This window comes from Metabacillus flavus (assembly GCF_018283675.1).
GTDB lineage: Bacteria > Bacillota > Bacilli > Bacillales > Bacillaceae > Metabacillus_B > Metabacillus_B flavus.
The window spans coordinates 1,020,186-1,043,018 of record NZ_JAGVRK010000001.1 but is presented as its reverse complement, the minus strand read 5'-3'; the positions used below and the strand labels follow the sequence as shown (position 1 = coordinate 1,043,018).

Genomic DNA, 22,833 nt, shown 5'->3' with positions numbered 1-22,833 from the left:
GAGGAAGAGACATGGCAGAATTAGTATTGAATTCCATCCATAAAATTTATGACAATAAAGTAACCGCGGTTAGCGATTTTAACCTTCACATTAAGGACAAAGAATTTATCGTATTCGTAGGACCGTCAGGGTGCGGAAAATCTACGACTCTTCGAATGATTGCAGGACTTGAAGAAATTTCCAAAGGTGATTTCGTGATTGACGGCAAGCGCATGAACGATGTAGCACCAAAAGACCGCGATATCGCGATGGTATTCCAGAACTATGCACTTTACCCACATATGAATGTATACGATAATATGGCATTCGGTTTAAAGCTTCGCAAATTCCCTAAGGATGAAATCGATCGCCGCGTTAAAGACGCAGCAAGAATCCTCGGTCTTGAACAGTACCTGGACCGTAAACCAAAAGCGCTTTCCGGGGGTCAGCGCCAGCGTGTTGCACTAGGACGTGCGATCGTGCGCGATGCAAAAGTTTTCCTTATGGATGAGCCGCTTTCCAACCTTGATGCAAAGCTTCGCGTACAAATGCGCGCAGAAATTTCCAAACTTCATCAGCGTCTTCAAACAACGACAATCTATGTAACGCATGACCAAACGGAAGCAATGACAATGGCAACGCGCCTTGTTGTTATGAAGGACGGTCTGATTCAGCAGGTTGGAGCTCCGAAAGAAGTTTACGAAAAGCCTGAAAATGTATTCGTAGGCGGGTTCATCGGATCTCCTGCAATGAACTTCCTGACAGGGAAACTTTCAGACGGCTTCTTTGAAATGAGCGGCGAAAAAGTAACCGTTCCTGAAGGAAAAATGAAGTTCCTTCGCGAGCAAGGCTATGTCGGCAAAGAAATTATCATGGGAATCCGTCCTGAAGATATCCATGATGAGCCGGTATTCGTTGACGCTTCCATCGGATCTAAAATCGATGCAAAAATCGAAGTATCCGAGCTTATGGGGGCTGAAACAATGCTTTATTCTCAAGTAGCAGGCCAGGAATTCATCGCACGCGTCGATTCCCGTACAGATATCGATCCGGGACAGGTTCTTCCGCTTGCATTTGATATGAACAAAGTTCACTTCTTCGACAAAGATTCTGAATTCAGAATCCGTCCTGCAAGTGAAGCGAAAGCTGTATTAGTATAATTTAAATTAAAAAGAATGGGCTTTTTAAAAGCCTTGCCAAGTGCAATAATATGAAAACCCGGAAACGCAGCAGAGCATTTCCGGGTTTTTGTTTTCTGTTTTTTTACTTTGTTCTTTACCCATAATTGGTAAGGCTGATTGCAGCGGAAGGTGCGCGACTCCAGCTTAGAGCAGCCTGCAGCGGAGATCAGCCAAAACCAATCCAGTTTCAAAAAGCGAAAGCAGCCTTGAAAACTACTTTCTGGACAGCTCCTTCTTTTTTTAAAACACCTTCACATAGAACCCTCATTCTTTTATAACCGCACTTTCCTCATGCAAACAATTTGGACAGCTGTACTCATGAACACATTCATGCCGTTCCAAGGAATGAAGAACCCCGTCAAACAGCTTCATTGTATCAATTTCCATATAGGCACTGTAATCATCTAAATAATCCGTCGTTCTGCCTTCATCCGTCATGATTGTCCCGCAATTGGGACAGAGAATCTCCCTTGCCTCGAAACCATTGCAAAGCGGGCACATGCTCATCAGATCCAACTCCTTCACCTGTCATTCTGTTCGTATTTTTCACCTGTGTTTATTAAATATGTGCCCTTTTTTTGCCCGTTGAATAATTTACCAAATTTAAATTTGGATGAAAAATTCGCATTCGAAACATAATACGTACTGTAGCAAGCGCGATGGGTCAAGCCGATAGAGGCAGGAGGTTCACTCGCTGATTCTCCGGCTGGTGCAAGCCCAGCTGGTCCAACCAAAAAATACACTCATAGGAGTTGAAAAACATGGCAAACAACACTAGCTCAAACCAACTAGTAGTACCAGGTGCACAACAAGCTATCGATCAAATGAAATATGAGATCGCTACTGAGTTTGGAGTAAACCTTGGAGCAGAAACTACTGCTCGCGCTAACGGTTCTGTAGGCGGAGAAATCACAAAACGCCTAGTACAAATGGCTCAACAGTCTTTCGGCGGAGCTCGTTAATTTCATAACATGGATTCGAAGGGGGATGCCCAGCGCATCTCCCTTCTTTTATTTTTGCCGTTTCCAATTGAACAACTCCTCCATATAATGGAATAAAATTAATGGAAGGAGTTTTTTCATGTTCGGCCAGCTGGATTGGGGTCTTTTCAGCTTTATCTTTTTATTCATCGTGCAGGAAACAGATTTTCTTCACCGGTTTATCATATTAAGAAAACTGTAAAATATCCTTCCTTCTATCCAATAAGGTATGATGGGGAAAAAGGAAGTGGCATTTATGAACATCGCGCTTTTTGGCAGCACAGGCAGAGTAGGCCGTGAGCTTACCTCCTTATTAACTGAAGCTGGACAACCTTTTCAAGCACTGGTCAGATCACCTGAAAAGCTTCCTCCAAAATCCAAGGTGAGAATCATCAAAGGAAACGTCAGGAATGCGGAGGATGTACATAGCACAATTGAAGGCTGCAGCACAATCATCAGCTGTTTGAATACCGATGGTGACGACACTCTAACAGCTGGCATGAGGAACATTTTGACTGTTGCAAACGAGTTCAAAATAAAGCGGATCATTACCGTGGGCACGGCAGGAATTCTGCAGGCAAGATCCGAACCCTCGCTTTACCGTTTTCAATCAAACGAATCCAAGCGGCGCTCTACAAGAGCTGCAGAGGAACATGCAAGGGTGTATGAAATGCTCCTGAAATCTGATTTAGACTGGACGATTGCCTGCCCAACTTATTTACCTGATGGAAAACTAACAAAGTCGTATCGGTGCGAAGCCGGCTTCCTTCCCGAAGATGGCACCTCTATCTCTGTTCAAGATACGGCTCACTTTGTATATACAGAGTGGCAGAAACATCATTACCCCTGCACACGGGTCGGGTTAGCGTACTAAAAATTTAAAGAGCCAGCTAATTTTAATTAGCTGGCTCTTTCCTTCATCCTGCAAGGGTGCTGCCTGCATTTTGCTTTCCTTGCTGCAGCTTATACATTTGATAATATTTTCCTTCAAGCTTCATTAGTTCATCATGATTCCCTTTTTCCACGATTTGTCCGCGATCCAGAACGAGAATCTGATCTGCATTTTTAATCGTTGACAGCCTGTGGGCTATGATAAATGTCGTACGGCCTTTTTTCAGGACTTCCAGAGCTTCCTGGATAATTGTTTCCGTTTCGGTATCAATGCTTGCTGTCGCTTCATCAAGAATTAAGATAGCCGGATCATATGCGAGGGCACGCGCGAATGAAATGAGCTGGCGCTGCCCTGAAGACAGGGTACTTCCTTTTTCAATCACTGGCTCATCAAAACCTTTTGGCAGGTTCTTCAGCAGATTTTCCGCACCGACATCGGTTAGTGCCTTTTCAATTTGCTCTCCGGTGATTTCCTCATTTTCAAGGTTTACGTTCGAAGATATGGTCCCTGAAAACAGAAATGGATCCTGCAGGACAATCCCCATATGCTTGCGTACTTCCTGTCTCGATAGATCCTGAATGTTCACACCATCAATCGTAATTTTCCCCGTCCTGACATCATAGAAACGGAACAGCAGATTCATAATTGAGCTTTTTCCGGAACCTGTGTGGCCAACTAGTGCGACGGTTTCCCCCTGCTTCGCTTCAAAATGGATATCCTTGAGTACATCATGATCCTCCGTATAGCCAAAGGAGACATGGTCAAAGACAACATTTCCTTTATAACGCCTGTTATTGGCTTCTTCTACGTCGATTCCTTTCTCATCAAGCAGACTGAAAACCCTGTTTGACGCGACACGTGCCTGTTCCAGCTGCGCAAACTGGTTGACGATTCCCGAAATCGGCTGGAACAAGCGGTTCAGGTAATCAACAAATGCATAAAGGACACCAAGCGAAACCATGGATCCCGGATTCAGGGATGCTCCCCCAAAGTACCAAATAAGGGCAACGAAGGCCACATTCCGGATAAATCCAACCATGTTGTGAGAAAGAAGGGCATTGATGCTAAGGAGTTTGTTTTGATAATGGAAATGCTCTTCATTCAGCTTTTCAAACTCTTCTGTCGTCTCCTTTTGGCGGCGAAATGCCTGAATAATGGTCATGCCTTGAATCGATTCGTTCACCATTGCATTGATATCACTGACAAGGGTACGAATTTTCTCATTGTAATTAGATGAGAATTTCCGGTAAGCAATCGTCCATAAAACCAGAATTGGTAAAATAACCATGCAAATCAGCGCCAGTTTCGCTTCCAGCAGGAAGAGAGCTATAAAAATACCAGTAATGTATATAGCACTTGTAAAAAATGTAGCCAGAACCGCTACATACAGTTCTCTAATCGCTTCCGTATCATTGGTCACCCTTGCTACCACTTTTCCAGCAGGCAGGTTATCAAAATATTTAATCGGCAGACGCTGGATGTGTTCAAAAATATCCTCTCTCATTCTTTGAATGATGCGGTTTGAGGTTACCTGCAAGAAGTATCGCTGGCCATAGTTAAAGAATGATGCAAGAACAAGAAGGCCAAAATACAGCCCCATCAGGAAAATCAGCCCGCTGACTTCAGGCTCGTAGAATGCTAAAAGTTCCTGCTTGCTCAGTTTACTTGCCGGATAAGAGGTTTCTCCATCACGGTTTTTTATAACAAGCTCTCCATTTTGTGCTCTTCGTTCCCCGTCCTCCTTCACTGCCTCAGGAATAAAATAGTAATCCAATTTGGTTTGCAGGACGTGAACCTGTTTGCCTTTTGTTTCTCCCTCTGCAAATCGGTTCTCTCTCTTATAGGTTTTGCCTTTATAACTGACGGAATCCTTTCCGCTAGACTCTGTCTCAAACCAAGGCTTTTCAATACCGATAATATGATCATCAATCATTTTCTTTGCAATAATCGGACCTGTCAGCTCTGCGCCCACGGCAACCGCAAGCATTAGCAGAGCAGCCAATAATGTTTTTTTGTATATGAGGGCGTATTGGACTAAACGGTTCCCGGTGCTCATGCGCCCACCCCGCCTTCATTTTGCGCCTCAACCTGCTGGCGCTCATATTGTGTTTTATACCAGCCATCTTCTTTCATAAGCTGCTGGTGCGTTCCTTCTTCCATGACCCTGCCATCCTCAAGAACGAGAATCCGGTCAGCATGCTCGACAGCGGAAAGACGATGGGTTGTGATAAATGTCGTTTTCCCTTTACGTTCACGGCGAATGTTTTCAATAATAGCCGTCTCGGTTTTAGCATCAACAGCTGAAAGGGAATCGTCCAAAATCAGTATTTCAGGATTAGCGATTAAAGCACGAGCGATTGAAATCCGCTGCTTTTGCCCGCCGGATAAAGCGACCCCTTTTTCCCCGACAAGTGTCTTCAAGCCTTCAGGCAGCATGTCAACATCTTTTCTGAAGAAAGCGGAATCGATTGCGTGCTGCACATCCTCTTCGGTGCCGTCATTCTTGCCGAAAAGAATATTTTCACGGACACTTCTTGAGAAGAGAATATGATCCTGCGGTACATACCCAATCCACCTCTGCAGCGATTCCAATGGAATACGCTGAATAGGAACCCCGCTAATCAGAATTTCTCCATCGCCAAGCGGGTACTGTCTTAGAAGCTGCCGGATAATGGTTGTCTTCCCGCTGCCTGTTTTTCCGACAATACCAATTGTTTCTCCTCTTCCGGCTTTGAAGGACATCCCCTTTAAGTTATTAACTGTTGACGAGGGATAAGTAAATGTTACATTCCGGAATTCAATTGTTTCCGGAGTATCGACTTGAATCGGATGCTCATGATTTTTCACATCGGCTTCATATGCCAATGTTTCATTTACACGGTCTAATGAAGCATTTCCCCGCTGCATGATATTGATCAGCTCACCAATTGCAAACATAGGCCAAATCATCATTCCAAGATAAACGTTGAAGGAAACCAGTTCTCCAAGCGTCAGCTCCTGATTAAAAACGAGATAAGCTCCATATCCGAGACCAATCATATAGCTCATTCCAACAAGAAGCTTTATGGTCGGATCAAAAAGGGCATCAATTTTCGCTACAGCCACGTTTTTCCGGTACACATCATCTGTCATCGAGCTGAACCGTTTTACATCTTCTTTTTCCTGAACGAAAGCCCTTAGTACACGGACACCCTGAACAGATTCAAGTACTTTATCATTTAAATCTCCAAATGAGTCCTGAGCAAGCATGAAGCGTTCATGAATTTTCTTCCCGTAGATGTTCATCGCAATCGCCATAAGCGGGAGCGGGAGAACCGCAGCAATCGTCAGCTTCCAGCTGATTAACACTGCCATCGAAAAAAGAATCGTTAACATAAATAAACTGGAATCAACGAGCGTTAAAATCCCGAAGCCTGTTGTTAGCGAGACTGCCTTTAAATCATTAGTTGCACGGGCCATCAAGTCACCCGTCCGGTTTTTCTCATAAAACCTTGGAGTCATTTTAATTAAGTGCCCCATAAATTTCGAACGGAGAATTTTCTCAATTAATTGCGCTCCGCCGAACAAATTGTACATCCAAAAGTATGTCATCGTATAAGTCACAGCTCCGAGTCCCAAGAAAAAGAAAACATATTTTATAAGAGACTCAGATGAAAAACTCCCCGCTTTAATTTCATCAATAACTGTACCTAAAAGCTTTGGCGGGATGACCTCGAGGATATTAACCATTTGCAGCAGAACAATCGCAATGGTATAGCGAAGCCAATACTTTTTGAAAAACCATTTTAATTTACCTAAAACCGAAAACATGTGTTCATCTCCTTTACTTCATTTTTACAACTAGCCGCTATCTGGATCTCCTTCATTTAAAAGCATTCTGGATATTGTTTTTCGGGTCATTTCGTTTCCTCCTTAAAAATCGTTTTATTATCTTTAAAAGACCGTTAAAGGCCTAAAAAAGCAAAAAAAAGGCACACCTTAGAGGATATGCCTTTTCCAAATAAAAAAGGCATGGCACCGCATTGTATCACGGACCATGCCCTAACTAATAACAGCTCATATATTCAAGCTGTATATACGTTAAAGGAAGGCCGCGCTGATTGACGAACAGAATTAAACTTAACAATATCCACTCTCTTCATGACGCGTCCCTCCTTTCCAATTATTGTTTAATGTCTTTGTAAAGATATCATTTGTGACAGCTTTTTGTCAATTGTAAATTTTCACACAAAAGCGGAGGCGGCTTGATCAGGCCTGAAGGACGGTGGAACTCCCGACCGAAGGGCGCTATCTAAGGAAGTTCTGCTAAAAGCGCGACGTCGTGTCGCAACGCAGAACTGACCTGCCTACTGCAGGCCTCGAGGGAGTGAAGCGTCCGAAGGCCTAGCCGCCGGAGCTAGACGGAGTACGAGCGCTGCACTAATTAAAGGAAGTTCTGCAAAGTTCGCGACGTACTGTCGCAACGCAGAACTGACCTGCCTCCTGCAGGCCTCCGAACAAGGGGCGCTGGAGTTCGCTAAAGCCCTCGCCTAAGCTGCGCTAGTTTCCTCATCACTATGTTTTTTCTTCTTTCTCTTTCCATTCAGCAATTCGTACATAACCGGAACGACGAGCAGGGTAAGCGCAGTCGAAACGGTTAGTCCTCCGATTACAACGACCGCAAGGCTTTTGGATACTAAGCTTCCCGCTTCTGCTGAACCGAATAATAGCGGCAGCATAGCCACGATTGTTGTAATGGCGGTCATGATAATTGGACGCAGCCTTGTAGAGCCGGCTTCAAGAAGTGCTTCTCTCACTTCCATTCCTTTTTCACGGTTTTGCTGCACGCGTTCAATCAGCACGATGGCATTTGTTACAACAATTCCAATAAGCATGAGGGCACCAATAAGGGAATTAATATCAACTGGCGTTCCGGACACAATCAGTCCTAAAATGCCTCCAACTACCGCGAGAGGAAGAGAGAATAGGATAGCGAATGGTGCTCTTGCCTGGCCAAATGTGATGACCATAATCAGGTAAACAACCAGGATGGCAATTCCCATGATTTTAAACAGATCCATAAAGTTTTCCTGCATGGATTCGGTTGCTCCGCCCATATCTGCTTTTGCCCCGGCCGGCAGATCAAGCTTGCTTAGTATCGTACTGATTTCTGAGCCGATTTTTGCCATATCCTCGCCTGCAATCTCACCGCTGATCTGAATGGTTTCTTTACCGTCCTTGTGGTAAATTAAGCTTTTCATTTCGCGCTCTTCAATGGCTGCAAGCTGTTTCAGCGGAATGGGGCCGGCAGTTTGGGAGTAAACTGGGGAATCAAGAATATCCTGCTTTGCAGTGAAATCACTGCTATCCGCTGATAAAACCGTTTGGACCTTCTCATCTCCAATCGTCATTTCACCTGCAGGAACCCGGCCTAGCAGCGGCTGAATATCCCCGCTTATTTGAGCAGGTGTGAGCCCGGCTGCCATTGCCTTTTCCTGATTGACATCGATCATCCACTCCTGCTTGGAATCCTCATGATTGCTTTTAATTTTCTCCAAGCCGTCCATTTTTTTCAGTTCTGCCATCACCTTGTCTGCTGATTTAACAAGATCCTGATTATTCGCTGCCGTAACATTGATTTCCAGACCATTTCCGCCTCCGAAGGAACCATAGTCCATTTTTGAGGCTTCTAGAGTGGCCGGGTTATAGTCTTTTTCAAGCTTCTTCACTCTTTCAATAAATTCATCCGTGTTTTTTCCTTCTTTAAATCCAAGCTGAAAGGTAGCTTCATTTTCCTTCGTGGCTTGGCCCCACTGTGCAGAAGCGCGGTCTGTTCCCATATTCATATAAAGATCATCAAGCTTTTCTTCTTTCATTAAAAGAGCTTCAACTTCTTTTGCTTGATTTTTTGCTTTATTTAAATCATAGTTTGCGGGAAACGCCATCGTGACGGTTACGAACGATTCATCCTCCGATTTAACATTCGTCTGCGGAATCGCGGCATACGCTGTAATCGATCCGATAAATAAAAGGAGAGAAAAGCCTGCCACTACCCATTTATGATTAAGTGCCCAAGTCAGCGCTGCAATATATCTTCTGGCAGGGGATGCCTTTTTCGGTTTAATATTTTTCAATAACCCGTAGCTCATAAGCGGAACCACTGTTAAAGCTACCAGTAAAGAAGCTAAAATGGAGTAAACAACAGCAAGGACGAGCGAGCTTGCAAATTCTCCGATTCCTCCGATAAAAATCATTGGCAGGAATACCGCAATCGTTGTCAATGTTGATGATGTAATGGCAACGGCAACTTCCTTCGTCCCACTCACAATAACATCCAATGACCGTCCTTCCTGCTGCATCCTTCTATAGATATTTTCAATGACAACAATGCTGTCATCAACAAGTCTTCCGACTGCCACAGCAAGACCGCCCAGCGTTAAAATATTTAAAGATACTCCGGATAGGTCAAGCAGGAACAGTGTGATTAGGATCGAAAGCGGAATGCTGACAACTGCGATCATGGTTGTACGGATATTTTTCAGGAAAATTAAGATGATCAGTGTTGCTGCAAGAGCTCCGATTGCTACTTCCTTAGCCATACTGTATACGGAGCTTTCGACTTGCTCCCCGGATGACATAAGAACGTTCATCGCAAAATCCGATTTATAATCTTCACGGATTTCTTTTATTTTTTCTTCAATCTTTTTGCTGACCGTTACAGTATTTGCCCCTGATTCTTTATTGATTGCAACAAGCAGGGACTGTTTTTGGTTAAAGCGTGTTTCGGCTTCATAAAACTGGTCAATTTTGACGTCCGCTACATCTTTAAGCTTTGCAGCTGGATTCAGCTGAATGTTTTGGATTTGCTTAACATCTTTTACGGTGCCGAGAATTCTTACTGCATTCGTTTTACCGTCTGCCGTTACTTCCCCTGAGGGAATGGAGGCATTTTGAGATTGCAGTGCCATCGCTATCTGCTGGGGAGAAATCTTCTTTTCTTTCAGCTTATCTGCATCCAATTTAATGGAAAGTTCGGTAACGGACATGCCATATGCCGCCGCTGTTGAAACCCCGTCCACCTCCTGAAATTGCGGCAGGACATCGTTTTCAATCTTGCTTTCCAATTCTTTTGTGAATCCATTTTCAGATTCTAATGCAAGCTGAACAACTGGAATCATATCCGTGTTAAGCTGCGATACGACTGGACGATCTACCCCTTGCGGCAATTTCAACTGATTTGTTGCCTTTTCAATGTCGCGGCCCGCTTCTTTGAGATTGGTCCCAGTCTTAAAGAAGAGGGTCATTTGAATAAAGCCTTCACTCGTTGAAGAGGTCATCGTGTCCAGATTTTTGACGTTTTTCAGCTCCCTCTCCATCGGATAGGTCACTTCTTTTTCCATCGTTTCTGCATCAAGCCCCTGACCGAATGCTGTAACATTTATCATTGGCTGATCCACACTCGGGAATAATTCCATTGGAAGCCGCCCTGCAGAATAAACCCCTAAAATCGTTACTAATAAAATCATAATGATAAGTGCTGCACGGTTTTTTAATGAAAACTTTGTTAAGATCGACATTTCTTAGCCCCCTGAATAAATAATGAATGACCCCATCCTTACAATACGATACAAAGGTTCTCTTCATTTAAAAAAATTGTAAATTTTTCATTAAATTACTTTTTTTTCTAATTAAACCTGTTTTAGTTTAACTGATTGCATTCCTGATTTCTATTATTATTTAAAAGCTCCCTCCCTTTATCACTTTACTTATTTACATCATTTCCCATAATGAACTGAAGTCATATTTTTCTATTGGACTTGAGGCTTAGTCCGTTGAAGAAGGGGGATGTTTTTTGTGTAATCAACACTTACCAAACACAAGGCCTTTTTACCCATTTTCATATTTTTCAGTTTCACTTCTTTAATAAAGAGGTAATAGAAACACAACAATAAAAAAAGAAATGACATCCTAAATCGGGAGGTACTATAAATGGAAAAAGCTACATATTTTGTTGGTTCTTCTTTGAAAATGGAACAGGCAATCGAATTGAACCAGCTTGCTAAAACACTTAATACTGACATATATATCAATGCAGACGAAAGGTCTAAAGTAGATGTATCTAAACTCCCATCCCTTGTCGCATTTTTGCTGACAGTATCTCAAAATAAGGAACTTCAGATTATTTGCGACAAAGATAAGTATGATCAGGTAAGTGAAAAGCTAGGCGAACTGTTTGAGAAAGAAAACTCCGCCCTTCTTTCACCTCTGCATTAATTAGTATAATCAACCCGGCAATGGATACACTAAATTATAAAGTGCAAAGGAGAATGAACATGCTGCGTACAATTTTAATGGTTATTGGAGCAATTGTTGTCATCGCTTGGATTATCAATATGCTGTAAGAACGAAAACCTGCTGAGCAGGTTTTTTTATTTGGTCCCTTATTGAGAGGGCCGGCTATATTCGGGTTAATGCTTGCCGGGAGATAAATTTCGATTTTTTTAGAGATAGGCTCTGTTAAAGCATGGTGTTGATTTTTAACACCTGTTGATTGGAGTGGAAGGCGCGAGACTCCTGCGGGAGCAGCGGGACAGGTGAGACCCCGCAGACGCAAAGCGGCGAGGAGGCTTACCGCCCCCCCCCGCGGAAAGCGAGCGCCTGCGACGGAAATCAACAGCCAAGTTTAACAGAGCTTAGAGATAAAAAAATGCCCTGCAGGCATCCAGTCTGCAGGGCATTTCCATTATCCATTCTTTTTAAATTGTTCTTCCCACTTTTTCTTCTCTTCTTTAAGTTTTTCTTTCACTTTCTTTTCAATATCCTTATTTTTTTGATGTCCAGGTGAGCCTTTTTTATCTTTTTTTCCTTTTTCTTCACTCTCATTAGACTCGCTTGGCGGTGGTGGAGCTGGTACCGGCTTTTCATAAAGAGGCAAATTAAAGCTTTGTTTCTCTTCATTTTTCATAGCTCGTTCCATAATCTTCTTGTATAGCGGAGCGGCTGTTTTACTGCTGGTTGTATCCAATATGTTATCGGCATCCGTTTTATCATAGCCGATCCAAAGGGCTCCCGCTAAATTCGGGGTAAAGCCTGCAAACCATTGATCCTTCGTGCCATCTCCACCGTTCGGATCCTGTGTAGAACCAGTCTTTCCAGCAAGCTCTAAGCCTTCTATCTTCGCATTTTTTCCAGTTCCTTCATTAACAGTTCCGAGCATGAGCTGGGTTATTTTATCAGCAACTTCAGGGGTTGTTGCTCTGGATTTGGCTCCTTCCCATTCTCCTGCTGTTTTTCCTTCTGAATCTACAATCTTTGTTATCGCATGGGATTCGTTCCGGACTCCTTTATTCGGATAGGCGGAAAATGCTTCGGCCATCTGCAATGGAGAAACACCTTCATTCAGGCCGCCTAAAGCGAGACCATACTGCCGGTCCTTATCGGTAACAGGAATACCGAACCTTTTGGCTGAATCAAGTCCTGCATCTATGCCCACTTGACTAAGTGTATAGACAGCTGGAACATTGTAGGATTCTGTAAAGGCATAATATAAAGAGACGGTTCCTCTATATTGCCCATCGATATTTTTAGGCGTATATCCTCCAAAGTCCATTTCCTCATCCTTAAGAGGGGAGTCCAGTGTAAATCCTTTTTCAAGCGCCGGCGTGTAAGCAGCAATCGGCTTCATAATCGAACCCGGCTGTCTTTTAAGCTGGGTAGCCCGATTAAACTGGCGGAATGAATGCTCTCCACGGCCGCCGATTAAGGCTTGAATACCTCCAGTTTTCGGATCAATCAGAACCGATCCTGCCTGAACTTGCTGATCCGTTTTGCTCTTAGGAAAAAGACTGTCATCCTTAAAGATTTCTTCCAGGCCAGTCTGCATATCCTGGTTCAATTCCGTATGAATTTTGTATCCGCCTGCAAGGAGTTTTTCCTGGGAAATTCCATATCGCTGGCTTGCCTCTGCAATAATTTGATCCACATATGAAGGATATTTTCCTTTAAGAGGATCTGTCTTCTTCTCCTTCAAAACGAGTTCTTCGCTGCGCGCGTTATCTGCATCGGCTTTAGACAGAAATTTTTGTTCCTCCATCAAGCCGATTACAACGTTACGGCGCTCAATCGCCTTGTCGTAATTTTTAACAGGAGAGTAGTTTGTTGGAGCTTTTATTAACCCAACTAAAATTGCTGATTCGCTGTTTGATAAATCTTTAGGCTCTTTTCCGAAATAAGTTTGTGCGGCACTTTTCAGTCCCCAGGCTCCTTCACCGAAATATACCTGATTAGCGTAAAGCTCCAGGATGTTTTCTTTCGAATATTTCTGCTCAATTTTCTTGGCCAAAAAATACTCATCGAATTTTCTCGTAAAGGTTTGATCCTGTGTAAGGAACGTATTTTTAGCCAGCTGCTGCGTAATGGTGCTTCCGCCTTCCACGACGCCGCCTGCAGCTATATTTTTAAAGGCCGCTCTGACAATTCCTAAATAATCAATGCCGCTGTGTTTGTAATAGTCACGATCCTCGGTCGCAACGAGAGCATGCTCAAAGCTTTTCGGCATTTCCTCATAATCCATCCATTCAATCTTCGAGGATGTGAGTTTGCTTGCCAGCTTGCCGTTCTGGTCATAAATTGCCGTCGGCTGGGTAACTGACTTTTCCAGCTTGCTTACATCAGCTTTGGCTATCAGCGCCTGGTGAAGAACAAGACCTGCCAAAACTACTGCCAGTACGGCAATGATTGATATTTTAAACATAAATTTTTTCGTCATAAAATCCCCGCCATCTAATGGAAATTGGGCATGCTGCCTTCCCTTTATACATTACCCTAACAAAAACATAACGATAAATCATACGAAATACAGGCTCTTTTCATAGGGGTAGATGTCTTGAGGATTAATATTTACCAAAAAGGGTATTGAATGTAAAATGCTTCAAACTTAAAAAAAGGATGTGGGGAAGTTGAATACAATTCGGCACCTGCTCGTAGCTTTCAATGGTACAGCAGACAGTAAGGAAGCGCTATCAACCGGAATCGCTCTAAGCAAGCAGCTTAATGCTCAATTGTCCGTTCTCCATGTATACGAAAATGAAAATAAGCCAGCAATCACAGCCTCATCCACTCAGCCATTATACGCCAATCGAATGAGCGGCGATGGGATGACAAATTATCCAATGCCCCCAGTAGTAGATGATCGTGATGAAGCCTACCAAGAAGATCAATACATGAACGACGGAACGAACAGGGTTACATCGGAAGCCGCAGCAATACTTCAGCAGCACAATTTTCCAGGTGAAGTCAAAGTCATGGACGGCAATCCATCCGACGCCATCCTATCTTATGCAGAGGAAATTGGTGCAGACATGATTGTCGTAGGACAGCGCAACATTTCAGGCTTCAAAAAATTGATTACAAGCAGTGTAAGCGAAAAAGTAACGAAAGAATCGGTCATCCCGGTTTTGATTGCGAAGTAAATAGTGGTAAGAAGCTGCTCTTTAAGGGGCAGCTTTTTCTTTGCTTAAAAGGAGCTGTTTAGAGGTAGATTGTGTGGGCTCCCGCCCGTTATCGCCCCTTGTCATACTGATCCATGAACAATAGTCCACTTTCTAACTCTTGTTCCCCCCTATCTAATATCTTCCTTCTTTATATTGAAATCTTATTTTTCATACTATTTCCCTGCCCATTGACATATATTGTTCGCTTGGTATAATACTTTTACACACAAAAGCGTAGAAGCGTTCAAGCGAAAAAGAAGGAGAAAAACAATTATGAATTCAGATTTTATTCGATTTAGGACATCATTCATTATTTTAGCCGTTATGTTGGGGACGATTTTCACGTGCCTTTTCTATTTAGAAACAGAACCGCATCTTCCATTAATCCTTTGTATAATCTTATTGACACTATTTGGAAGAGTGAAGGGGCTAAAATGGAGCTCCCTTGAAAAAGGAATGGTCCGCGGCATTCAGAACGGGATTCAGCCGATTATTATTTTAGCTTTAATTGGAATGCTGATTGCTGCCTGGATGTTCAGCGGAACGATTCCGACGGTTATTCATTTTTCTCTGTCTGTCATTCAGCCGCAGTTTCTGCTCATTACAGGACTGATCAGCTGTATGTTTATCTCCATGCTTGTAGGCAGCAGTTTTACCACGGTCAGTACAGTCGGTGTAGCTCTTATGGGAATTGCATCCGCTGCCGGTATTCCTTTAGAGTGGGCTGCAGGTGCCGTTATTTGCGGAGCCTGCTTTGGAGATAAAATGTCCCCAATGTCCGATACAACGAATTTTGCAGCCGGTGTGGCTGAAATCTCGATTATGGAGCATATCCGGCATATGACGAAGACTACAATACCTGCCATTTTGCTTACAGCCGTTTTTTTCTTTTTAATGGGACGGTCCATTCCTGTTAATCCTTCCGGTGCCGGTGCGATGCAGGAAATTATGAAAGCCATCTCAGCTTCTGTGAATACCGGATGGTTTACACTGCTCTCTCCTATTGTTGTCGTAGCACTCGCTATGTTCAGAATGCCAATTATTCCAACATTAGTTATTGGATTAGCTACATCTGGTCTGACTGGAGTTTTAGCCGGTAACGGGGATATGACTCAGTTTATGAGCGTCATTCAAAATGGAACGAAATTTGAAGTGGAGAACGAACAGGCCGCATCCATTTTAAACCGCGGCGGCCTTCAATCGATGATGTGGTCGATCTCACTCATTATGATCGCTTTTGCTCTCGGCGGCTTAATGGAAAAACTCGGGGTGATCCAGTCGTTGATGAATGGACTGATTACAAAAGTGAAGTCGCGCGGGCAGCTGATTGCCTCGACCGCCGCGTCCTCCATCAGTGTCAATTTTTCAACCGGAGAGCAGTACATGTCTATTCTGATTCCCGGCCAATCGCTTAAACCGATGTACGGAAAACTGGGGATTCCGAATCGGTACATGTCAAGAACGCTGGAAGATGCGGGAACACTCGTGAACCCGCTTGTCCCTTGGGGTGTCAGTGGAGCATTCTTTGCCCAGTCACTTGGAGTGGATGTGGTTCACTACATTCCGTTTGCATTCTTCTTGTATCTGTCTCCCATCTTTTCAATCTTGTACGGGTTTCTGCCAAGTAAAAATGCGGATTCATTAAAAATAGCTGCCTAACCCAAAAAGAAGCATGCCGCTTGGCTGCTTCTTTTTTAATGGAATGGCTATGTTAAATAATTCTGTTGATATTTGATGAAAGCAAACAAATGTTCTGCAATATAGTTAAGAATTTTCGTTTGGAGGGTTTGCAATGACGTTAAAGGAATTAATTGCAGAAATTAAAAAGTTAAATTTAGCAGAGCAACATCGTTTGAAAGAATTCTTTATGAATTCCATTTCGTCATTTTCTGCAAGTGAACCCTTATTTCAAGAAGTAACAGAACGAAAAAATAAAGATGGCTACACCTGTGTGCATTGCAGTTCTAAAGAAGTTGTTCGTTTCGGCAAGTATAAGGTGAAACTCGGAAATAAAGAAATTGAACGTCAGCGATACCGTTGTAAAGATTGCCGAAAAACTTTTACTGATGTTACCTCTACTCCCCTTTATTACACCCATAAGCCCGATAAATGGTTAGAATTCATTAAATGTATGTTAGAAGGGTTTTCCCTTCGTAAATCAGCGAACCTTATTGGCGATGTTCATTATGTTACCTTATTTTATTGGAGACACAAGGTATTAACTGCCCTAAAACAAATGGATTTTGATACATTTTCGGGCATCGTGGAGATGGATGAAACCTATTTTTTATTCTCTGAAAAAGGTAAAAGAAACATCGAAGGTCGTAAGCCTCGCAAACGTGGAGGTTCTTCTAAATTTCGTGGTATCAGCTACGAACAAGTTTGTGTTTTAATAGCAAGAGACCGCCAAAAAGCCACGTATTCAGGTGTACTTGGTATGGGCAGAATTGTGAAAGCACAATTAGATAAGGCTATTGGTGCTAAATTAAGGACTGATAATACCCTTTGTACCGATGCTTGGAGGGCTTTTTCCACTTATGCAAGAAGCAAAGGAATGGAACATTATCGCTTTAAATCGGATGGAACGGAACGAGTCAAAGGGATTTATCATATACAAAATGTCAACAACTATCACAGTAGATTGAAAGGTTGGATGCAACGATTTAATGGCGCAGCTACAAAATACCTCGACCATTATTTGAGTTGGTTTCAATTCTAAAATATTGTTAAGCATCGCAGTGATAATGAATCAATAAGTAAAATGATTGTGGAGAGTTGTCTATTTTCAATTAATGAAACCTATGATTCATTATGAACGTATCAGTATTAGAACTTAATTGTTACTTTACAGGGCAATCTTATAGAAAGGAGGTAACTTGGAATGGGAGTAGCTATCCTTATCGTTTTAATACCGTTCTTAATTTTCGCTATTTTACTATCAAAAGGAAAAGGAGCTTCATTACTTGCAGGGTATAATACAATGTCTGACAGTGAAAAGGCTCAATATGATGAGGTAGCTTTGTGCAAATTTATGGGAAAAATTATGTATGGTATTAGCTTTAGCATATTATTATTTGCATTGAGTGAGATGTTAGAAATCCAAATTTTATTTATTATAGGTCTTATTTTACTTTTAACTTTTATTATTTTTGCATTGGTTTACTCAAATACAAGAAACAGATTCAAAAAGAATATTTAATGGTAATATACAGAGGACTTCATAACTTGAAGTCCTAAATTTATAAAACTAATCAACAATATTCATTAACAAAGCCAATGGAATAAATGATCTTAACCCCTATGCTATAATTTGGATGTTCAAATGACAATCAGAAGGGCAATATGATGAACTTAGCAGAAGCAGTAAAACTTGATTTCGCATATTTAGAAACGTTCACAACACGAAACGAAACAGCATGGGGCTCGCTGTTTTTAAATGAAAATGAGCCGAATTATTATGATGCCAACCATGCACACATCAGCGAGGAGTGTCCGGATCCCGTGCTTTTGGCAGATGAAGTGATCCGCTTTTATCAGTCCAGGAACATTATTCCAAGATTCTACCTTTATCAGCTTGAAAAGCAGCAAGCGTTAATCACAGAACTGAAAACAAGAGGATTTCAATATGAAGAGTTTGTCAGTCCTGTTCAGTTATGGACGGGCCAAATTCAAGCCGTGCCGGACCGGCATGCAACGATCGAAAAAGTAACTCTGGAAAATTTTAATGAAGTTCTTCAAATTCAAGGCAGCATCAAGGAATTCGGCGGGAAGGAAACCATTGAAAAGATCTTCAGAAAACAATTCAGCCATCCATCCTTTACCTACTATCTTCTTCGCTGTGACGGAAAAGCGTGTGCGGCTGCCTGTATGTTTGAAGAAAAAAATCAGGCCCGTGTAGAAAGTGTAGCAACTCTTGAGGCATTCCGAGGAAAGGGATTGATCGGTGATTTGCTATTCTTTATTCAAAAAGAAGCCGTGAGAAAACACATAGATAAACTTTGGGTGCTTCCAATTAATGAAAGAGTTGAAAAGGTGTACAGCCGCTATGGATTTGAGACCATTGCCGTAATGAAAACGGGGCATGCATTCTTAGGAGGAAAGAGCATAAAAGAGATTCAAGGTTAGGATGATCAAAAAAAGGAGGCTGTTTTAAAAAGCCTCCTGATAGGATATGTTTGAACACCACCCCCGGACGCTGTGGGAGCACTCCGGGGATTTTGTTTTTTAAATAGGTATACTCAAAAATAATGGGTTAGGCTGATTGAAGTGGAAGGTGCGAGACTCCAGCGGGTGCAGCGGGACAGGTGAGACCCTCAGGCGCAGAGCGCAGAGGAGGCTCACCGCCTGCCCCGCGGAAAGGGAGCATCCTGTAACGGAAATCAGCCTAAAACTATCCAATTTTTATAAGTGAAAAGAGTTTATAAAACTGACGATCTGAACTGCCTCTTTTTCTAGTTTTAATAAACATCCTTCCGCGTAAAAAAGAAAAAGGAAATAGCTAAAGCAGCAGCTGCCCAAATGGTCAGCACGGTCATTGAAAAGCCTAGCGTCATACCGTTGATCGGCGGCGCCATGCCGCTGAGATAATCAGTCAGCCTTAAGTTCACCATAAAAAGGTATTTGGCTGAGTCCCATGCTGATACCATGTTAGCAAGGATCGCTCCCGCTATTAGAGAAGCAAGCATAACACCCATTACGGAGGCGGTGCTTTTCATAACGGAGGAAAGCGCAAAGGTGAGCGTGCCGACTACCACCGCAACAAACCAGACTAAACCAAAGTCCATTATGAGATACTGCCACATGCTCATCATCTGCACCTGACTCGTATCAAGTTGGCCGCCGTTCACCGTAAATCCGGTTAATACCGGCAAATTCCAGCCCGTATAGCCTAAAGCAACTCCTGACACGAGATACGTCAAAATTCCGACTGACAGGACGATAAACGAGATGGACAGAAGAAGCGTGATGTATTTGCTTAATAGGATTTTCCACCTTTTGACCGGCCTCGTCAGAAGCAGCTTGATTGTTCCGTTTGTATGCTCGGATGAAACAAGGTCACTCGCGATGACCATCACCATCAGCGGCAAAAGCAGATCAATCGAATTTTCAGCAAATATTCTCATAAAGGTCGGAGCACCCGGGGCAGATGGATTGATATCATGGTTCAGGTAATACTGCTGCTGATTGACCCGGATTTGCATGAATTCTTTCCACTCACCGGAAATGCCGCCTGAGCTCAGCCTGTTTTGGGTATTGATAATCTCCTGCTGCACCTGCGTTCGCCAGTCTTCCGTCCCCGCTTCTTTAACGGATTCTTCATACTTCTTGACTTGTGCATAGGTAAACAGCGCTGCTAATACTGCAATGATGCCCATGATAATAAACAGTCTCTTTTTCCGCACGATCTTAATCATTTCGTTATATACAAGATTAATCAATGGTTTCACCTTCTGTCAGTTCAATGAAGAGGTCTTCCAGTGTTGGGAGCTTTATTTCAATTCCGCTTACACTCACACCTGCGTTAACCAGCTTTTCATTCCACATTGCAATGTGAGTTTCATCATTTGCGGTTACAAGAGCTCCATCCTTTTCTGCAAGAATGGCTGTTTCCTGCTCCAGCAGCTCTTTCGCTTTTGCCAGTGGTGCCGCATTCCAGATCACACGCTCTTTTTCTGTCAGCAAGGCAGAAACGGTATCGATGCGGAGGACCTTTCCTTTGGACATAATGGCTACCCGGTCGCACATTAATTGAATTTCACTGAGCAGGTGGGAAGACACGAGGACGGTTAACCCCTCCTTCTCTGCAAGAAAACGGATAAATTCGCGCATTTCCCGGATTCCCATTGGATCAAGACCATTTGTCGGTTCATCCAGGATGAGTACTTTCGGACGGCTGAGGAGCGCCTGGGCAATTCCCAGTCTTTGTCTCATCCCGAGTGAATACGTACTGACCCGGTCATCGATTCGGTGCTCAAGCCGGACAAGATGAACAACTTCATCAATGCGCTCCTCTTTTAATCCCGGAATCATCCGTTTGAAATATTCAAGATTTTCCCGTCCGCTTAAATACGTATAAAGCTCTGGATTTTCGACGATGCAGCCGATATTCCGGATGGCTTTTGTATACTGTTTCTCCAGGTCATATCCGCATATGGAGATTTTTCCAGATGTTGGTTTGATTAGCCCGACCAGCATGCGGATCGTCGTCGTTTTACCGGCTCCATTCGGTCCTAAAAAGCCGAACACTTCCCCTTTTTGAAGTTCGAAGCTTAACCCTTTAATAATTTCCTTTTTTTTGATTGTTTTCTTCAAACCCGATACAGAGAGTGTCACATTATCTGTCATTTTTTCTTTCCCTCCTCACTGAAGACGATGAGGGAGGACAGCCGCTCTCCTATTAGCTTATACCCCTCTTTATTTGGATGAAATTTATCACTATACAAGTAGTCATTCACATTTTGTTCGAATAAATCAAAGGTGGGCACCATAACGGTTTTCTTATATTTTGCCGCTTCATTAGCGGTATAAAAATTCCACTCTCTTACAATGCCGGAGGTTACAGAGCTATCGGACAGATCATTAAATGGATTATACAGCCCAACATAATAGATCGCCGCATCCGGATTTATGGTGCGGATTTGTTTGAAAATCCCGGACAGCCTGTTCAGAAATGCTGTTCTTGTCTGTTCAATCGTCTTGCTCGACAGGTCGTTCATCACTTGTCCGCCCGCAAAAAGGTCATTTCCCCCGATGGTCATCACAATAGCATCCGCCTTACTGATTTGGCGCTGAATTTCCGCCTGCTTCAGCTGCTTGTCCAGCCCCGACGATGTCTGTCCGCTGATGGATAAATTGGAGAGCGTAACCTTCTGCTCCGATCTGCCTCGAAGATCATTCATTAAATACCCGACATATCCTTTCCCGTCGCCATCACCGATCCCTCTTGTAAGAGAATCGCCAAGTCCAACGACAACATACTCATTATCCTGCTTAGCCGGTTTGTTATCAGATGGTTGGGTGCTCCTTTTTGCAGGAGGATCAGGCTGCTGAAAAAATTGGCTGTTCATCGTGTATCCTAAACCGCCTATCCACAATATGCTTGCGGCTAATGAAATTCCCGCTATCAGTTTTACACTTTTCATTTGGATGGTTTGCACCTTTCAGTGAGATTCTTTTATTGTACCTTAAATCATTGGAAAAGCTTACAGCAGCGGTTTCATCAATGTGTTTCAACGAGAAAATTCCTTAATACAAGGCTCTGTTAAACTTGGCTGTTGATTTCCGTTGCAGGCGATCGCTTTCCACTCCAATCAACAGGTGTTAAAAATCAACATTAGACTTTAACAGAGCCTAATACAAAAAAACAGGAATGCTCTTTTAACAGCACTCCCGTTATCTAAACGGCTAAACTGTTTGTGTACAGTTTATTAACCCTTTACAAAACGCCATTCTTCTTATGGTCCGGCAGCAGCTCCCGGAACGCTTTTGCAATCGACAATGTGACCGGTCCCGGCTTTCCTTTGCTGTAGGACTTGCCGTCAATTTTCACAATTGGCATCACTTCGATCGTTGTAGAGGAGATAAAGGCTTCCTCATACTGATCGAGCTCGGATGCCTGAATTTCTTTTTCAACTGCATTTACCCCGGCATTTCTGGATGCTTCCAATATTTTAAGACGTGTAATGCCGTTCAAAATGAAGTTATTGGCGGGATGAGTATAAACCGTTCCATCCTTAACTGCATAAAAATTTGTGGAGCTTCCTTCTGTGACAATACCGTCCCGTACAAAAATGGTTTCATATTTCCCTGCGTCCGCTGCTTCCTGTTTCGCCATCACATTCCACAGAAGATTCAGGCTTTTAATGTCGCAGCGTTTCCAGCGCATGTCCTCCGCTGTGATGACCTCAACGCCGGTTTTTTGAAGCTCTTCCGGACGTTTCGATGGAACCGGATAGGCCACCAGCTGAGCTGGAATATCTGATCCGGGGAAAAGGTGGTTCCTTGGGCTGACCCCTCTTGTCACCTGCATATAGATTCCGCCGTCCCATACCTTGTTCACCGAGACCAACTCTCTAACCCGGTTTTTCAGCTCCTCGATATCATAAGGCAGCGAAATTTTGATTTCTCCAGCACTTCTTTTTAATCTTTCTAAATGCTCATCCATTGTAAAAACTTCTCCATCATAGACCCGGATTACTTCATAGACGCCGTCTCCGAATTGATAGCCTCTGTCCTCAATATCTACTTTTGCCTGCTCTCGATCGATTAGTTCTGTATTCATCAGGATTTTCATAGAGCACCTCTGGAATTTTCAGATTTGTACTTATCAT

General features: G+C 43.0%; 17 protein-coding genes and 1 pseudogene. 9 read left to right on the top strand and 9 right to left on the bottom strand.

Going from position 1 to position 22,833, the window contains the following annotated elements:
- The first annotated feature begins 11 nt into the window (after positions 1-11).
- On the top strand, positions 12-1,139 hold the full coding sequence (locus J9317_RS05475) for an ABC transporter ATP-binding protein (RefSeq protein ID WP_211556852.1): 1,128 nt from the start codon (positions 12-14) through the stop codon (positions 1,137-1,139).
- A 285-nt stretch (positions 1,140-1,424) separates the two neighbouring features.
- Here J9317_RS05475 and J9317_RS05470 read toward each other — a convergent pair whose 3' ends face one another.
- Complete coding sequence (locus J9317_RS05470) at positions 1,425-1,667, bottom strand: hypothetical protein (RefSeq protein ID WP_211556849.1); 243 nt, start codon at positions 1,665-1,667, stop codon at positions 1,425-1,427.
- 254 nt (positions 1,668-1,921) lie between these two features.
- Here J9317_RS05470 and J9317_RS05465 point away from each other — a divergent pair, with 254 nt between their 5' ends.
- Both J9317_RS05465 and J9317_RS05460 read left to right on the top strand, forming a co-directional pair.
- Positions 1,922-2,122 carry an alpha/beta-type small acid-soluble spore protein gene (locus tag J9317_RS05465; protein ID WP_211556847.1) on the top strand — a complete coding sequence of 67 codons (201 nt, stop codon included), beginning with the start codon at positions 1,922-1,924 and terminating at the stop codon, positions 2,120-2,122.
- A 274-nt stretch (positions 2,123-2,396) separates the two neighbouring features.
- Positions 2,397-3,014 carry an NAD(P)-dependent oxidoreductase gene (locus J9317_RS05460; RefSeq protein WP_211556845.1) on the top strand — a complete coding sequence of 206 codons (618 nt, stop codon included), beginning with the start codon at positions 2,397-2,399 and terminating at the stop codon, positions 3,012-3,014.
- Between the two features lie 43 nt (positions 3,015-3,057).
- On the opposite strand, the gene J9317_RS05455 is transcribed toward J9317_RS05460, so the two are convergent.
- The 3 genes from J9317_RS05455 to J9317_RS05445 form a co-directional block, all read right to left on the bottom strand.
- Positions 3,058-5,088, bottom strand: coding sequence for an ABC transporter ATP-binding protein (locus J9317_RS05455; RefSeq protein WP_211556844.1), 2,031 nt, complete (start codon positions 5,086-5,088; stop codon positions 3,058-3,060).
- On the bottom strand, positions 5,085-6,842 hold the full coding sequence (bmrC, locus tag J9317_RS05450) for a multidrug ABC transporter ATP-binding protein BmrC (protein ID WP_211556842.1): 1,758 nt from the start codon (positions 6,840-6,842) through the stop codon (positions 5,085-5,087). Before bmrC ends, J9317_RS05455 begins: the two co-directional genes overlap by 4 nt.
- Positions 6,843-7,561: 719 nt before the next feature.
- Positions 7,562-10,588 carry an efflux RND transporter permease subunit gene (locus tag J9317_RS05445; RefSeq protein ID WP_211556841.1) on the bottom strand — a complete coding sequence of 1,009 codons (3,027 nt, stop codon included), beginning with the start codon at positions 10,586-10,588 and terminating at the stop codon, positions 7,562-7,564.
- Positions 10,589-11,000: 412 nt separating this feature from the next.
- Between J9317_RS05445 and J9317_RS05440 the strand changes: the two genes are divergently transcribed.
- On the top strand, positions 11,001-11,285 hold the full coding sequence (locus tag J9317_RS05440; RefSeq protein WP_211556840.1) for a hypothetical protein: 285 nt from the start codon (positions 11,001-11,003) through the stop codon (positions 11,283-11,285).
- Positions 11,286-11,754: 469 nt separating this feature from the next.
- Here the strand turns inward: J9317_RS05440 and J9317_RS05435 are convergent, their stop codons facing one another.
- Positions 11,755-13,779 (bottom strand): transglycosylase domain-containing protein, encoded by a 2,025-nt coding sequence (locus tag J9317_RS05435; RefSeq protein ID WP_211556839.1) that lies wholly within the window; start codon positions 13,777-13,779, stop codon positions 11,755-11,757.
- 190 nt (positions 13,780-13,969) lie between these two features.
- Here J9317_RS05435 and J9317_RS05430 point away from each other — a divergent pair, with 190 nt between their 5' ends.
- From J9317_RS05430 to J9317_RS05410, 5 genes and pseudogenes are all read left to right on the top strand, one after another.
- Positions 13,970-14,482 carry a universal stress protein gene (locus J9317_RS05430; RefSeq protein ID WP_211556837.1) on the top strand — a complete coding sequence of 171 codons (513 nt, stop codon included), beginning with the start codon at positions 13,970-13,972 and terminating at the stop codon, positions 14,480-14,482.
- Positions 14,483-14,776: 294 nt separating this feature from the next.
- Positions 14,777-16,162: a Na+/H+ antiporter NhaC gene (nhaC, locus tag J9317_RS05425; RefSeq protein ID WP_211556835.1), complete on the top strand. Its 1,386-nt coding sequence runs from the start codon at positions 14,777-14,779 to the stop codon at positions 16,160-16,162.
- A gap of 133 nt (positions 16,163-16,295) precedes the next feature.
- Positions 16,296-17,318, top strand: a pseudogene (locus J9317_RS05420) (IS1595 family transposase).
- Between the two features lie 66 nt (positions 17,319-17,384).
- A complete protein-coding gene (locus J9317_RS05415) occupies positions 17,385-17,702 on the top strand; it encodes a DUF3784 domain-containing protein (protein WP_211556834.1) in 318 nt (105 codons plus the stop codon).
- 143 nt (positions 17,703-17,845) lie between these two features.
- The gene (locus J9317_RS05410; protein WP_211556832.1) at positions 17,846-18,628 is read left to right on the top strand and encodes a GNAT family N-acetyltransferase; all 783 of its coding nucleotides are present in this window, start codon (positions 17,846-17,848) and stop codon (positions 18,626-18,628) included.
- A gap of 332 nt (positions 18,629-18,960) precedes the next feature.
- Here the strand turns inward: J9317_RS05410 and J9317_RS05405 are convergent, their stop codons facing one another.
- From J9317_RS05405 to dat, 4 genes are all read right to left on the bottom strand, one after another.
- On the bottom strand, positions 18,961-19,941 hold the full coding sequence (locus tag J9317_RS05405; protein ID WP_211556830.1) for a DUF2705 family protein: 981 nt from the start codon (positions 19,939-19,941) through the stop codon (positions 18,961-18,963).
- Positions 19,934-20,848 carry an ABC transporter ATP-binding protein gene (locus J9317_RS05400; RefSeq protein ID WP_211556829.1) on the bottom strand — a complete coding sequence of 305 codons (915 nt, stop codon included), beginning with the start codon at positions 20,846-20,848 and terminating at the stop codon, positions 19,934-19,936. Before J9317_RS05400 ends, J9317_RS05405 begins: the two co-directional genes overlap by 8 nt.
- Positions 20,845-21,645, bottom strand: a complete 801-nt coding sequence (locus tag J9317_RS05395; protein ID WP_249292010.1) for an SGNH/GDSL hydrolase family protein — start codon at positions 21,643-21,645, stop codon at positions 20,845-20,847. The genes J9317_RS05400 and J9317_RS05395 overlap by 4 nt, the downstream gene beginning before the upstream one ends.
- A 293-nt stretch (positions 21,646-21,938) precedes the next feature.
- On the bottom strand, positions 21,939-22,796 hold the full coding sequence (gene dat, locus J9317_RS05390; protein WP_211556828.1) for a D-amino-acid transaminase: 858 nt from the start codon (positions 22,794-22,796) through the stop codon (positions 21,939-21,941).
- Positions 22,797-22,833 lie beyond the last annotated feature (37 nt).